Here is a 13,450-nt window from a genome sequence, read left to right as displayed (position 1 = left end):
GCGGGGGCCTGGCGCTGCGCGGCCGTGGCCTGGGGGCGCGTGGCCGGGTTCCGCAGGCGCGGGATGGGCGTGGTCGGCTGCGTGGTCGGCTGCGCGGCGGGCGCCGGAGGCTGCGCCGCCGCGGCCGGACGCTCGGCGGGCGCGGCGGGACGCCCCGGTGGAGCCGGCGGGCGCGGCGGAGCGGTCCGCGAGGGCGTGGCCTGTGCGGGAGCGGCCCGGGCGGGATCGGTCTGGGCCGGGGCGGCCGCCGGTGCCGCTGCGGGTGGTGTCGCGGCGGGTGGAGGCGCCTGCGGCGCCCGCGCGGGCGGGCGCGGCGGGGCGGAGCCGCCGCGCGGGTCTGTGGGCGCCTGTGGCGGCGCGGCGGCGGCCGGGGACGCCTCCGGTCGGCCGGGCGCCGGTCCGGGCCGCTGCGGCGCCCTGGGCGCCTGCCGGCCGGCGCCGCGCGGCGGCTTGACGCCCCGGGTCCGGGTGCGGGTCGAGGGCCCGGCCACGTGCACGTCCGTCGGGACCGGCGGCGTCGGGGTGGCGCGCTTCCGGGGCTCCTCCGGTTCGAGGAGCGCCTTGGCGTCCAGGTAGCAGGCGCTCGGCAGGCCGGGGTTGACGGCGAGCTGCCATTCGGGGTGCGGCCAGTGGCGGGCCAGCTCCGACAGCGACGCCTCCCGGTGGTGGACGGCCTGCCCCTGCAGGGAGCGGTCCATCGCCTCGGGCGAGGTGAACGCCAGGACGAACGTGCCGTCCCCGAACTGCGCCGTGGCGAACTGGTGCCCGGCCGCCGTCGGCTCGCCCGGCGACGGCAGGTACAGCGTCGCGCGCGCCAGGATCTCCAGGTAGCCGTGCTGGTCGCCGCTCTCCCGCGCGTCGGTGAGCGCGGTCTCCAGGGCGGTGCCGGACGGACGCGCGGCCCGCGCCGCGTTCGCCGCGGAGCGGCGCTCGTCCTCCGGGACGGCCAGCGGGATGCCGAGGCCGGGCAGCGCCAGCGGCCCGCCGTCCGGGCCCGCCTTGCTCGCCTGGTAGACCAGCTCCAGCGGCGACTCGATGCCGTACACGTCGCGGAAGGCGCCGACCATCTGCCCGGCGAGCATCGCGCACGCCTCCAGGTACTCGGAGGTCGCGCGGCCGCCGCGGTCACGCCAGGTGAACCGGTCCCACCAGTTCTTGCGCTCCTCCTCGTCCGGCGGCTCCCAGCCGAGCGTCCTGAGGCGCCGCTCCTGCCGCGGCGCCAGCGGGCGCGGCAGGAACGCGCTGCCGACGGACTCCGCGTCCAGCACGCCCTCGGACCGCATCGCCTGGACGTAGGGCAGCCCGCTGGGCCCCTGCACGATGAGGAACGACTTGACCGGCAGCCGCGAAAGCTCCAGGGTCAGCCGTTTGGAGAAGTCGTTCCAGTCCACTCGGGATCCACTTTCACGTCCGCGGGGCGAGGATTCCGTACTTGACGGTAGCCGACTTGACGGTAACCGAACGGCGCGTCACTCGGCCCAGGGAGCCGGCACCGCGTCCGCCCGCACCGGCGCCCAGACGCCGCCGATGGCGTCGTACACCGCGAGCGGGATCTCGTCGCCGTCACCCGCCGACCGCCAGAGCCGCGTGCCGTGGGGCAGCCTCATCGGCACGCCCGCGGGCTTGCGCTCGGGGACCGGTGCCCTGGCCGGCGCACGGTCGGGTGCCCGGTCCGGCGTCCGCTCCGGCGCCCGGTCGCTCGGCGGCGGGTCGGCCGGCGCCGGGTCGGCCGGCGCCGGGTCGAGCGGCGGCGGGTCGTCCGGTGCCCCGCCCGCCGGCCTGTCGGCCGGTGCGCCGAGCGGCGGCGCGGGCTCGCGCGCCGCCGGCTCCGCGGACCCGGCCTCCAGCGCGGCCCTCAGGTCCGCCGCCGTGAACGGGTCGATCGCCGTGTGCGAGTCGTCGTAGGGGCCGTCCGCGCCGGGGCCCGCGCCGTTCACCCCGGGGCCCGCGCCGTTCGCGCCGGACGGCGAGCCGTTCGGACCGGGGGGCGCGCCGCCCGCGGCGGGGTTCGGCCCGGAGAGGGCGTGCGGGTCGACCGTCCCGTACGGGTTCGGCGTGTCCGGCCCGGCGGCGGCGGGGGGCGCCGCGTCCCGGCCGCCGGTCAGCCGCCCGAGGACGGACGAGTCGAGCAGCACCTCGCTCGGCAGCCCCCAGTTGATCGCCACCCGCCACGCCGGGTCCGGCCAACCGGACGCGAGCCGCGCGAACGAGGTGCGCAGGTACAGGCCGGGATGCCGGTCGCCGGTGCGCGCCAGCGCGCCCGGAGAGGTGAAGACGGTGACGTAGGTGTCGCCGCCGATCGCGATGGTGGGGAACTCCGCGCGGTCGGGATCCTCCACGGCGGAGGCGCTCGCCGGCAGCACCAGGTCGGCGCTCTCCAGCAGCGTGAAGTAGGTGGTGTTGTCGCCGTTCGCCTTGGCCTCGGCCAGCCGGGGCTCCAGGAGATCGGCGTCCACGCCCGGCACACCCTCCGTCGAGAGCGGCATCGGGGTCCCCGCCGGGGGGAGACCGGCCGGCGGGGGGCCCGTCCCGGCCAGGGTGCCGCCGGGCGTGCCCCGCCGCTGCTGCACGCGCGACGGGTCGGCGACGTCGATACCGAAGTCGAGCAGTTCGATGAGGCCGTTCCCATGCCGGTGGAACGACTCGTAGACGAGGTCGGAGGGGCGCCGGACGCCCTGGACGTCCCGCAGGGCGGTGACCATCACGTCGGCCAGCCGCGAGTAGTCGCCGTCGGTGACGCTCAGCATCCCGCCGGGGACGCCCGCCTCCGGCAGTTCCGTCCACCAGTTGCGCGGGGCGGGGTCGGCGGGCGGGCGCCAGCCCGCGTCGCTCATGACCTCCTCGTCGGCCGGCGTCAGCAGCAGCGGCCCGTCCAGGAAGTTGTTGCTCACGGCCTCGGCATAGAGCCGGTCGGGCTCGCGCATGGCCTGGACGTAGTGACGGCTCTCATCCCGCTCGCGCACGATGAGGATCGTGTCGCGCTCGAGCCCCGCCAGCTCACGTCCCAGCCGCCGGGCGAACTCGGACCACTCCAACAAGATCACTCCCTACGACCGGGGGCCGGCCCCGCGGGCCCCCGAGACCCGGCGAGACGATGCCCGGGTCCCGATGATTGTCGCAGGGGGCGCCGCGCGCAAACCGGGAGTTCACCCGGGCGGGGGTTCGTGACGCAGCACACGCAGGGCCTCGCGGAGGGCGTCCGGGTCGTCCCCCGAACGGTCCATGACGCCGATGAGCTTATGCAGGATCTCGTGCCGTTCGTACCCGACGTCCAGCAGCGCCCGGGCGGTCGTCCACAGCTGCGGCGGGCGGCCGTGCCACAGCATCTCCGCGAGCGCCTCGTGCGCTTGCAGGTGCGCCTCGTCGGCCCCCGGGTGCTCGAACTCCAGGATCGCGCGGCGGTCGTCGGGATCGGCCGGGTCCAGCTTCGACAGGTTGATGAACCCGTGCCTGCCCGACCTCCGGTGGGTGCCCGACAGGAAGGGCAGCGCGAACGCGCGCCGGGGGAGTGCCTCGAGGTCGCCGTCCGGGAGCAGCCGGGCGACGAGGTCGCGGTCGAGGCCGAATGCGGCCGGGTCGCGGTAGGCCTCGGCGAACTTCGCCGTCGCGTCCCACAGGGCGTCCAGGGTGGCCCTGATGCCCTCCTCGGGAAGGCCGGTGCGCTTGCCCGCCCACCGGACCCAGGCGGCCAGCACGTGGGGGACCGCTTCCTGTTCCGTCGGGGACAGCAGAACCTTCCTCGGCAGCCAGTCGAGGAGGAACATCTCGCATTTGACCGGCGAGACCCGCAGCGGCCGGCCGAAGTCGTGGGTGCAGCCGTAGTCGATGATGCGGTCCGCGAACCGGCTCGCCGCGGAGAGGTCCGACAGGCCCTCCGCCTCGTCCGAGGAGAGGAACCGGGCCGCGATCGTCGCCCGCCTGTCGCGCCCGTACACCGGCGGCTGGGGCAGCCGCCCGCCCGGCGGGAGGATGTCCACACGCGCGCGCACGAACGCGTGGTAGGAGCCGAAGTTCTCGTTCACCGGCGGGTCGTCGATGCCGTCGGTGAGCTCCAGGGCGCTCTGCAGCAGCGCCTTGGCATCGCGCGGGTCGAGGTCCTCGAACCGCATCAGCGGGTTGTCGCGGCCTTCGCGCCGGCAGTTGTCGAGGAGCGTGTCGACCCGGGAGGAGACCCACGCGTCCCTGACCATCCCGCTCACCGGCGGCGGTCCGGCCGGTGCGGCGGGGCCGAACGGGTCGGCGGACGGCCGGACGGCCCCGGCCTTGGTGCGGTCGACCACGATGACCAGGGCGTGCCGCTCGGTGCCGCCGTAGGTGTAGGTGCAGACGATGGAGTCCTGGTCGCCGTAGACGTCCCTGGAGACGAAGCACCCCTCGGGCTCGACCATCCCCACGCGGTCGGCCCATCCCGGCCGCCCGACGCCGCCCGCCATCAGCTCCAGCGCGGCGCGTTCGGCCTTGGCCGCCTGCCGGGGCGTGCCCAAGTAGGCCATCCCGGTGAGCAGCGCCAGCGCGGCGGGCGTCCCGGCGGCCGCCGCGTAGTCGGCGAGCGCCTCCCCGATGACCTCCTCGACGTCGCCGCCCGGGACCCGGTGGCCCCACCAGGAGCCGAGGATCTCGCTGACGATCAGTTCCGCGTCCAGGGGGCTGCGCACGGCGAGCAGTTCGCGGGCGTGCCGGAGCATGCCGTCGAAAATCGCCGAGACCTCGTCCGGGGGGTGGGAGCCGTCCCGGGCAGGATCCCCGGAGGAGCGGCTGGGGCTGCGGGGACTCACCCTCCTAGCCTCTCAGATCCCGCGCGGACGATGTCCGGGACACGGCCGAACCGCATCCGGACCCGCATCCGTGCGGGCGGCCGCTCAGCCGCTCAGCCGTCCACGCCTCCGGCGGACACGCGGCCGGACGGCGGCTCCGATTTCAGGACTCCGGTGAGATGCTCGCGCGCCATCCGCTCGACTCTGGCGGGCGTGGCCTCCAGTCCCAGATGGGCCATGCACGCCTGGACGTCGGACACGCACCGCCGGACCGCGTCCGACGGGAAGGCGGCGAACTCGTCGCAAAGCCGCTGTGCGAGCGCGTCGCGGGTCTCGCTCCGGTGATCGGCCAGTGCAGGCATCTTGCGCACACCTCCGCGCACGGGGTTCCGGCGGACGGGGACGCCGCCGGCCGAGGCGGAGCGCGGACGGGCCGACCCTGGCGGGAGCCTCCGTGGAAACCCCGCCTCGATGTCCCATTCCAGCGCTTTTGTGGGGAGAGTCAAGACATGTCGGGGCGGCGTTCGGCAAATTCTGGACCGGCTTCCGCCGTCGTCCCGGTGCCGGCCCGGTCCGCCCGCGTTCGGCCGGCCCGCTCCGCCCAGTCCGCGTGGTGGCGCGCCGCCCAGTCGCGGCCGACCCGCCCGGTCAGCATCCCGGCGAGCGCGTCCCGGTCCCGCAGGGCCTCCCACAGGTGCCCGGCCGTGACAACGGCGATGAGGAGGAAGAGCCAGTCGTGGACGAACGTGGCGCCCGTCCGCCACCGGTCGCCCCACGGCCCGGGGAAGGTCATGATCTCGCCGGTGCCGAGCATGACCAGGATGGCGCCCGCCGTGAACGCCGCGTTGAGCTTCTGCCCGGCGTTGAACTTGCCCACCGGCAGGATCCCGCGCCCGTCCCGCACGGCCCTGCGGTCGCCGCGCCTGAGCCACTCCCAGTCGTGCGGAGCGAACCTGTTCAGGCGCGACAGATCGGCCCTGAACGCACGGGACAGCAGCCCCAGCACGATCGGCACGGGCAGAGCGAACCCGCACCACACGTGCACGGTCTTGACCAACTCCCTGCGGCCGACCAGCGTCGACAGCATCGGCAGGTAGAGCAGCGCGGCCGTCAGCAGGCAGGCGAGCATCAGCAGCGCGGTCACGTGGTGGATCGACCGCTCGGCCCGCGTGAACCGCAGCAGCCACCCGGACGCGTCGCGCCGGTGCGTCTCATGTCGGGGCATCGTCACGTCCGTTCGACCGCCCGACCCAGGCGTCCACGTCGTAGCCGAGGTTCTCCCAGTAGCCCGGCTCGACCTTGTCGGTCAGTTCGATGCCGCCGAGCCACTTCAGCGACTTGTAGCCGTACATGGGCGCCACGTAGAGCCGCGTGGGCCCGCCGTGGTCGTGGGTGACCGGCTTGCCGTCCATCTGGGTCGCTATGAGCACGTCCTTGCGGCGCGCCTGTTCCAGTGTCAGCGACTCCGTGTAGACCTCGTCGAACGACGTGAACTTCACGGCCGTGGCCTGCGGTGACACGCCGACCGCGTCCAGCAGGTCGGGCAGGGCGACGCCCACCCAGTGCACGTCCGGAACGCGCCAGCCCGTCACGCACTGGAAGTCGCGGTCCAGGACGGTCTGGGGGAGCCGCGCCAGATCGGCCAGCCGGAACGCCCGCGGCCTCTCGACGAGGCCGCCGACGGTCACCCGGTGGGTGGCGGCACTGTGCCGCTTCACGCCGTAGGCGACGCTGTAGTAGCGGAACCCGCCGGCGGCCGGCAGGACGTCCCCGATCGGTCCCACCGGCGCCAGGGCCTTGCTCACCTTGTCCTGGACGGACGCTCCCACGGCGACCCCAGCGGCGCCGAGGCCGAGCATCCCGAGCACGACCCGCCGTCCGACGGGGCTGCCCTTCGCCCGCTCTTCCTCGCTCACCGCTCCATTCGAGCACCGCGGGCCGGGCGCCGCCAGCGTCCGCCGGCGCACGTAAGACTTCTGACAGATTCCGGGACCGCCCTAAGCTGGCCCCATGGCCACGAAGGTTCACCTCGCACAGCGTCCGGAAGCCGACGAGCTGCTCGGACGCAGCCCGCTGGCCGCGCTGGTGGGCATGCTGCTCGACCAGCAGATCCCGATGGAGTGGGCCTTCTCCGGCCCCTACACCATCGCTCAGCGGCTCGGCGCCGACGACCTGGACGCGCACGAGATCGCCGCCTGCGACCCGGAGCGGTTCGCCGCGCTCCTGTCGGAGAAGCCGGCCGTCCACCGCTACCCCGGTTCTATGGCCAAGCGCGTCCAGCAGCTGTGCCGGTACCTCGTGGAGAACTACGACGGGGACGCCGAGCGGGTGTGGAAGGGCGTCGACAGCGGCAAGGAGCTGTTCAAGCGCCTCAACGCCCTCCCCGGCTTCGGCAAGCAGAAGGCGCAGATCTTCCTGGCCCTCCTGGGCAAGCAGTACGGCGTCCGCCCGGACGGCTGGCGCGAGGCGGCCGGCGCCTACGGCGACGAGGGCTCCCACCGCTCGGTGGCCGACATCACCGGCCCCGAGTCCCTGGCCAAGGTGCGGGCCTTCAAGCAGGAGCAGAAGGCCGCGGCCAAGGCCGCCAAGTAGCCGCCGAGGACGGGACACACCCGGCGTGGGCGAGTTGACGCGCCGTCACGGCCCGGGGCCGTAACATCTTCTACTCGCCGTCCCGGGCGGCCGCCTCCCGCGTCCGCCTGCGACGGTGTCCGAATCCGACGAGTTCGCCCGAGGCCGGAGGGACATGGATGTTCAGCAGGGCTTCCGTACACGGCGAACCATCGGGATGATGAATACCTGACTCCGACCGGTGTTGTGATGGAGGCGGGAGCGCTAGCCTGCTCCCATTCACTCATAGTGATGAAAACTTGCCGCGCGGTACGGGACCCTCTGGGGCGGAGGTGTTGTCCTTGAGCACCGAGACGTCCGTCCCGCATCCCCGCGTCTCAGGGGTGGAGGGGCAGCCCATGGATGCGTCCGACGCCGCGCTGTACGCGACCTTGCTGAAAGAGGCCCCCGGCGGGCTGGCGTTCTTCGATCGCGAACTGCGCTGCCGCAGGGCCAACGACGCGCTCGCCGGGCTGCTCGGCGTGCCCGTGCGCGAGCTGCACAAGCGCAGACCGGCCGAGGTGCTGCCCGAGGCGCCGGCCGCGGCGTTCGAGACGGCCCTGCGGAAGGTGATCGACGAGGACCGCCCGGTCACCGACCTGGACCTGGTGGTCCCGGGCAAGGAGGCCGTGGCGCCCGAGGACGCCTCGGGCGTCGCCACCGCCGTCGAGGAGCGCATCCTGGCGTGCACGTGGCTGCCCGCCCGCAACGGGGACGGCGAGCTCCTCGGCGTCGTCCTGACGGCGCTGGACGTGACCGAGCGCCGCCGCGCGGAGGAGGTCATCCGCCGCAAGGAGCAGCGCTACCGCTCGCTCGTGGAGGCCAGCGCCCAGGTGGTGTGGGTCGCCGCGCCCGGCGGCGGCGTGATCGACGACGCGCCCGAGTGGCGCGCGATCACCGGGCAGACGCCGGACGACTACGCGGTCGGCGGCTGGCTGTCGGTGGTGCACCCGGAGGACCGCCCGCGCATCGAGGCCGCCTGGCACGACTGCGTCGAGGAGAACCGGGTCTTCGAGACCAACTACCGGATCCGCACCAAGACCGGCACCTACCGGCACTTCGACGTCCGGGCCGTGCCGATCTGGCAGGGCGACACGGTGATCGAGTGGGTCGGCGCCAACACCGACGTCACCGGCCAGCGCGAGGCCGAGGAGATGCGCGGCCGGCTCACCGAGCAGCTGTCGGCGGCCGCGCTGCGCACCGCGCGCCTCCAGCAGGCCACCTCGATGCTCGCCGAGGCCCTGACCGTCTCCCAGGTCGTCCAGGTCATCACCGAGGTCGGACGGTCCGCCATCGGCGCCGACTACTCGGCCGTGGCGCTGCTGGACGACGACAAGCTGCGCCTCAGCATCGTGGCGCCGTCCCAGCAGGGGGAGGGCGAGACCGGCCCGTCCTCCCGCGACGACATCAAGGTCAGTGACCAGACCGTGATGTCGGTGGCGGTGCGCGAGAGCCGGCCGTTCCTGGCCGAGCACCCCGACAGCCTGCGCCTGCAGCTCGGGCACGGCGAGCGCGACCTGTTCGCCCAGCACACCGAGGAGCGCGCCTGGGTGGGCCTGCCGCTGCTCGCGGCGGGCGCCCCGATCGGCGCGCTGCGCTTCTCCTTCACCCGGCCCCGGGAGATCACCGAGGAGGAGCGGGTCTTCCTGGAGGCGCTGGCCGGGCAGTGCGCCCTGGCGGTCGAGCGCGCCCTGCTGTTCGAGCGCGAGCACAAGACCGCCGAGGAGCTCCAGCGCAGCCTGCTGCCGAGCGACCTGCCGCAGCTGCCGGGCATGGTGCTGGCCGCCCGCTACAACCCCGCGACGCGGCACGTGCAGGTCGGCGGCGACTGGTACGACGTGTTCCGCCTCCCGGACGACCGGCTCGCCGTCGCCGTCGGCGACGTCATGGGCAAGGGCGTGCTCGCCGCGGCCGGAATGGGCCGCGTCCGCAACGCCCTGCGCGCGCTCGCACTGAACGATCCGCGCCCCGCCGCGGTCCTGGCCGGCCTCGACCGGCTGTTCAGCGCGACCGAGGACGAGGAGCAGTTCACCACGGTCGCGTACGTGGTCATCGACCCCGAGACCGGGCAGGGGGAGTTCAGCAACGCGGGCCATCCGCCGCCCCTGCTGATCTCGCCGGACGAGCCCGCGCGCGTCAGCACGCTGGAGCCGGGAACGCCGCTCGGCTGGCCCAGCCAGCGGCAGCAGACAAGTTTTTCCATCGAAACCGGCAACACTGTGGTCTTCTATTCCGATGGACTTGTGGAGAACCGTAGGCGTGGGGTGGACGCCGGGCTGCACGAGCTTGTCGCCGTGGCCGCGGACGCCCCACCTGAAGTGGTAGGAGATCCCGAGAGAGTCGTCGACTTCCTGGTCGATCGGATGCTTGCCGGATATGAGCAGGTGGACGATGTGACCGTGCTCGCCCTGCACGTCCCGCCCGAGCCCGCGTGAAATCCGCCTGAGACCGCGTGAAGACGGAGTAGCACGTTCGAAGGACCGCCCGGCGCCCTCTAAGGTGGAGACTTACCGGGTAGGACTTCAGGGTGGAACGCGCAGCAGTGCCAGAATGCTTGACCCAGACAGAGCGGGTACGCTGCGGTCCCGCACCGGTGGTCCGCTCCGTGTGTGGTCCCACCCAGTGTGAGGCCGGGCCCGTCAGGGCACTTGGGTCAACCAAGCCACACGTTCGTTCGAGAGGTATTTGTGTCGCCTGCTAGCTCGACCTCGAAAGCGTCGGATCTGCACGATCACGTCATCGCGCAACTGATCGAGCGTGGACGGTCCCAGGGTTACCTCGAAGCCGACGACGTACGCCGTACGTTCGAGGAGGCCGACATCCCCGTGTCGAAGGCCTCCAGCATTCTGCGGAGCCTCAGCAAGGAGGGTGTGACCGTCATGGTGAGCGCTGCCGACTCCGCGGCGCCCAAGCGTCCGCGCAAGCGCGCGACGCCGGCGGCGCGCAGGCCGAAGACCGCGGCCGCCGCCAAGGAGCAGCCCGACACGGTGACCGCCGTCGTCGGCGACGAGGCGCCCGAGGAGGCCGCCGCGGAGCCGCGTCCGGCCGCCGCGAGGCCCGCGGCCAAGAAGGCCGCGCCCGCCAAGGGCGCGAAGGGCGCCAAGGCCAAGAAGGCCGCGCCCGCCAAGAAGGCCGCCGCCGTGAAGGCCGCGCCCGTCAAGGCGGCGCCGGCGAAGAAGGGCGCCGACCCCGAGGTCGACGACGAGGTCGACGTCGACCTCGACGAGGACCTCGCCGACCTCGACGTCGAGCTGGAGGACGACACGGCCGCCGAGGTCGAGGAGTCCGAGGCCGACGAGGAGGAGGAGGCCGCCCCGGCCGCGCCCGCGGCGAAGGCCGCCCCCGTCGGCAAGCAGGGCGCCGGCGCCCCCGCCGAGGAGGAGGGCTTCACCCTCGGCGACGACGACGAGGACGCGCCCGCCCAGCAGATCGCCGCCGCCGGCGCCACCGCCGACCCGGTGAAGGACTACCTCAAGCAGATCGGCAAGGTCCCGCTGCTCAACGCCGAGCAGGAGGTGGAGCTCGCCAAGCGCATCGAGGCCGGCCTGTTCGCCGAGGAGCGGCTCGCCGTCTCCGGTCCCGCGATGTCCGAGGAGGACCTCGAGGACTTCGAGTGGATCGCCGAGGACGGCCGCCGCGCCAAGAACCACCTCCTGGAGGCCAACCTCCGCCTGGTGGTCTCGCTGGCCAAGCGCTACACCGGCCGCGGCATGCTGTTCCTGGACCTCATCCAGGAGGGCAACCTCGGCCTGATCCGCGCCGTCGAGAAGTTCGACTACACCAAGGGCTACAAGTTCTCCACGTACGCCACCTGGTGGATCCGGCAGGCGATCACCCGCGCGATGGCCGACCAGGCCCGCACCATCCGCATCCCGGTGCACATGGTCGAGGTCATCAACAAGCTGGCCCGCGTGCAGCGGCAGATGCTCCAGGACCTGGGCCGCGAGCCCACCCCGGAGGAGCTGGCCAAGGAACTCGACATGACCCCGGAGAAGGTCGTCGAGGTCCAGAAGTACGGCCGCGAGCCCATCTCCCTGCACACGCCCCTGGGCGAGGACGGCGACAGCGAGTTCGGCGACCTCATCGAGGACTCCGAGGCCATCGTCCCGGCCGACGCGGTCAGCTTCACGCTGCTGCAGGAGCAGCTCCACTCCGTCCTGGACACGCTCAGCGAGCGCGAGGCCGGCGTGGTGTCGATGCGGTTCGGCCTCACCGACGGCCAGCCGAAGACCCTGGACGAGATCGGCAAGGTGTACGGGGTGACCCGTGAGCGCATCCGCCAGATCGAGTCCAAGACCATGTCGAAGCTGCGCCACCCGTCCCGCTCCCAGGTCCTCCGCGACTACCTGGACTGACCCGGCGGGTCGGCGACCGGACAAGGAACAGGACCCCGCGCCCACGCGCGGGGTCCTGTTCTTCGTGCGTCCGGTATCGGGTGCCGGGGCGTCAGTCGTGCAGGATGACGTCGAGGTCGGGGCCGTTCAGCTCGACCGTGTGCCCCAGGTCGGCGACGGCCTTGAGGAGTTCTTCCGGGGTGCGGGGCGCGGCGCCCGCCTTGAGGAGGTCGTGCGCGATGCGGCCGCGGGTGGCCTTGGCCATGTGGCTGACGACCGTCCGTTTGGGGGAGCCGCCCACGAGGCGTTCGCGGAACACGCGGACGGCGACGGCCGGCTGCGGCGCCTTCCACGCGGACGCGTACGGCCCGGAGCGCATGTCGACGACCAGGTCGCCGTCCTGCGGGAGTGCCTTGCGCATCGCCGGGCGCCACAGCGTCCCCAGGCGGCCCGCAGGCGGCAGGGACACGGCAATGGCCAGCCGGTAGGGCGGGACGCGGTCGGTGAGCCTCAGCGCGCCCCACAGGCCCGAGAAGACGATGATCTGCTCGGCCGCGGACTCTGCGTCCAGGTCGGGGAGGTCGAGGTTGTCGTAGAGGACGCCGGTGTAGAGCCGGGCGACCGTCAGCGTGGGGGCCTCGTGCAGCACCTTGTTGCGGGCCAGCGCGTCGTCCACCTGGCCTGGCGGCAGAGCGAGGATGTCCGCCGCGTCCTTCCGCTTGCAGGCCCTGCCCAGGGCCGACAGGACGCGCTTCCGCACCGGGTTCAGCTCCGGGAAGCTCAGCGAGGCCAGGTCGAGGGGCGGACCGTCCCCGTCGGTAGCCTTCTTCTCCGACGGCGGCAGCAGGATGTGCACGATCCCCCCGAAAGCGGTGACAGATGGCGCGTTCCCTGGAAGCACGGTTGGGCGAGCTCGTCGCCGGGGCATGGCCCGCGCCGTCCACCAAGGATATGGGCGGCTGGCTGCTGCGCCACGCCGACGGGGTGACCAAGCGGGCCAACTCCGTCCTGCCCTTGGCCGACCCGGGGGACGTGGGTGCGGCCGTTGAGCGCGCTGAGCGCTTCTACGCCGGGCTCGGCCTCCCCACAGTGTTCTCAGTGGACGCCCAAGCGCGGCCCGAGGGGATCGACGGATTCCTGGAGGGACGGGGCTACGAACTGGTCGATCCGACGATCGCGATGGCGACCGAGCTGTCCGGCCCCTACGAGCGGGACGGTGTGGAGATCGCCGAGAAGCCCTCCAGCGACTGGCTCGACCTGTGGTGGTCGGTGGACGGCCGCTATGACCACCAGTTGCCGATGGCGGAGAAGATCTTGACGGGTGTGCCGGCCGGGTACGCCTCCCTGGGCGGCGTCGCCGTCGGCCGCGGCGTCCCGCAGGGGGAGTGGCTCGGCATCTATGCCATGGCCGTCGCGCCTGACGCGCGCAGGCGGGGCCTGGGGCGCCGCGTCCTGCGGGCGCTTCTCGGCTGGGGACGCGAGCAGGGGTGCGAGTCGGCGTACCTGGTCGTCGTCGCAGGAAACGCTCCGGCCAGGGCGATGTACGCGTCCGAGGGCTTCGCGGAGGCCGGGGGCTATCACTACCGAGTGAAGAATGTCACCGATAGGTGAGAAGTGCGTGATCTCAGTGATCGACGTCACAGAGACGGCCGAATCCAGTGACGATATGTAATCGAATAATGACTCTATGAAGTTGACCTGATTCGGCTCCACAAAGGGCCGAAGGGGCGAAATGCGAACGGCGGCCACCGT

General features: G+C 73.1%; 11 protein-coding genes. 4 read left to right on the top strand and 7 right to left on the bottom strand.

Going from position 1 to position 13,450, the window contains the following annotated elements:
- The 6 genes from E1284_RS43135 to E1284_RS19790 form a co-directional block, all read right to left on the bottom strand.
- Positions 1–1,391 (bottom strand): SseB family protein (locus E1284_RS43135; protein WP_131941020.1); only part of this gene is annotated, 1,391 nt, incomplete at its 3' end.
- Positions 1,392–1,469: 78 nt separating this feature from the next.
- The gene (locus E1284_RS43130) at positions 1,470–3,038 is read right to left on the bottom strand and encodes an SseB family protein (RefSeq protein ID WP_243714601.1); all 1,569 of its coding nucleotides are present in this window, start codon (positions 3,036–3,038) and stop codon (positions 1,470–1,472) included.
- A gap of 108 nt (positions 3,039–3,146) precedes the next feature.
- Positions 3,147–4,685 (bottom strand): hypothetical protein, encoded by a 1,539-nt coding sequence (locus E1284_RS19805; protein WP_165965341.1) that lies wholly within the window; start codon positions 4,683–4,685, stop codon positions 3,147–3,149.
- 182 nt (positions 4,686–4,867) lie between these two features.
- The gene (locus tag E1284_RS19800; RefSeq protein WP_131941016.1) at positions 4,868–5,116 is read right to left on the bottom strand and encodes a hypothetical protein; all 249 of its coding nucleotides are present in this window, start codon (positions 5,114–5,116) and stop codon (positions 4,868–4,870) included.
- A 140-nt stretch (positions 5,117–5,256) separates the two neighbouring features.
- The gene (locus tag E1284_RS19795; protein ID WP_131941014.1) at positions 5,257–5,979 is read right to left on the bottom strand and encodes a cytochrome b/b6 domain-containing protein; all 723 of its coding nucleotides are present in this window, start codon (positions 5,977–5,979) and stop codon (positions 5,257–5,259) included.
- Entirely contained in the window at positions 5,966–6,670 is a 705-nt protein-coding gene (locus tag E1284_RS19790; RefSeq protein WP_207923849.1) for a molybdopterin-dependent oxidoreductase, read from the bottom strand. The genes E1284_RS19795 and E1284_RS19790 overlap by 14 nt, the downstream gene beginning before the upstream one ends.
- Positions 6,671–6,764: 94 nt before the next feature.
- Here E1284_RS19790 and E1284_RS19785 point away from each other — a divergent pair, with 94 nt between their 5' ends.
- The 3 genes from E1284_RS19785 (at position 6,765) to E1284_RS19775 (ending at position 11,719) form a co-directional block, all read left to right on the top strand.
- The gene (locus tag E1284_RS19785) at positions 6,765–7,346 is read left to right on the top strand and encodes an HhH-GPD-type base excision DNA repair protein (protein ID WP_131941012.1); all 582 of its coding nucleotides are present in this window, start codon (positions 6,765–6,767) and stop codon (positions 7,344–7,346) included.
- 320 nt (positions 7,347–7,666) lie between these two features.
- Positions 7,667–9,799, top strand: coding sequence for a SpoIIE family protein phosphatase (locus tag E1284_RS19780; RefSeq protein ID WP_131941010.1), 2,133 nt, complete (start codon positions 7,667–7,669; stop codon positions 9,797–9,799).
- 252 nt (positions 9,800–10,051) lie between these two features.
- Positions 10,052–11,719, top strand: coding sequence for an RNA polymerase sigma factor (locus E1284_RS19775; protein ID WP_131941008.1), 1,668 nt, complete (start codon positions 10,052–10,054; stop codon positions 11,717–11,719).
- Positions 11,720–11,810: 91 nt separating this feature from the next.
- Here E1284_RS19775 and E1284_RS19770 read toward each other — a convergent pair whose 3' ends face one another.
- The gene (locus E1284_RS19770) at positions 11,811–12,554 is read right to left on the bottom strand and encodes a YaaA family protein (RefSeq protein WP_131941006.1); all 744 of its coding nucleotides are present in this window, start codon (positions 12,552–12,554) and stop codon (positions 11,811–11,813) included.
- A 47-nt stretch (positions 12,555–12,601) separates the two neighbouring features.
- Here E1284_RS19770 and E1284_RS19765 point away from each other — a divergent pair, with 47 nt between their 5' ends.
- Positions 12,602–13,309 (top strand): GNAT family N-acetyltransferase, encoded by a 708-nt coding sequence (locus E1284_RS19765; RefSeq protein ID WP_243714600.1) that lies wholly within the window; start codon positions 12,602–12,604, stop codon positions 13,307–13,309.
- Positions 13,310–13,450 lie beyond the last annotated feature (141 nt).

Source organism: Actinomadura bangladeshensis (assembly GCF_004348335.1).
GTDB lineage: Bacteria > Actinomycetota > Actinomycetes > Streptosporangiales > Streptosporangiaceae > Spirillospora > Spirillospora bangladeshensis.
The sequence above is the reverse complement of the archived record's forward strand: the minus strand, read 5'-3'. Positions and strand labels throughout refer to the sequence as shown.

What these genes read in the sequence shown, in the direction of transcription:
- E1284_RS19805 (WP_165965341.1), bottom strand. Translation starts at nt 4,685, where the DNA reads ATGCTCCGGCACGCCCGCGAACTGCTCGCCGTGCGCAGCCCCCTGGAC.
- E1284_RS19800 (WP_131941016.1), bottom strand. Translation starts at nt 5,116, where the DNA reads ATGCCTGCACTGGCCGATCACCGGAGCGAGACCCGCGACGCGCTCGCA.
- E1284_RS19795 (WP_131941014.1), bottom strand. Translation starts at nt 5,979, where the DNA reads ATGCCCCGACATGAGACGCACCGGCGCGACGCGTCCGGGTGGCTGCTG.
- E1284_RS19785 (WP_131941012.1), top strand. Translation starts at nt 6,765, where the DNA reads ATGGCCACGAAGGTTCACCTCGCACAGCGTCCGGAAGCCGACGAGCTG.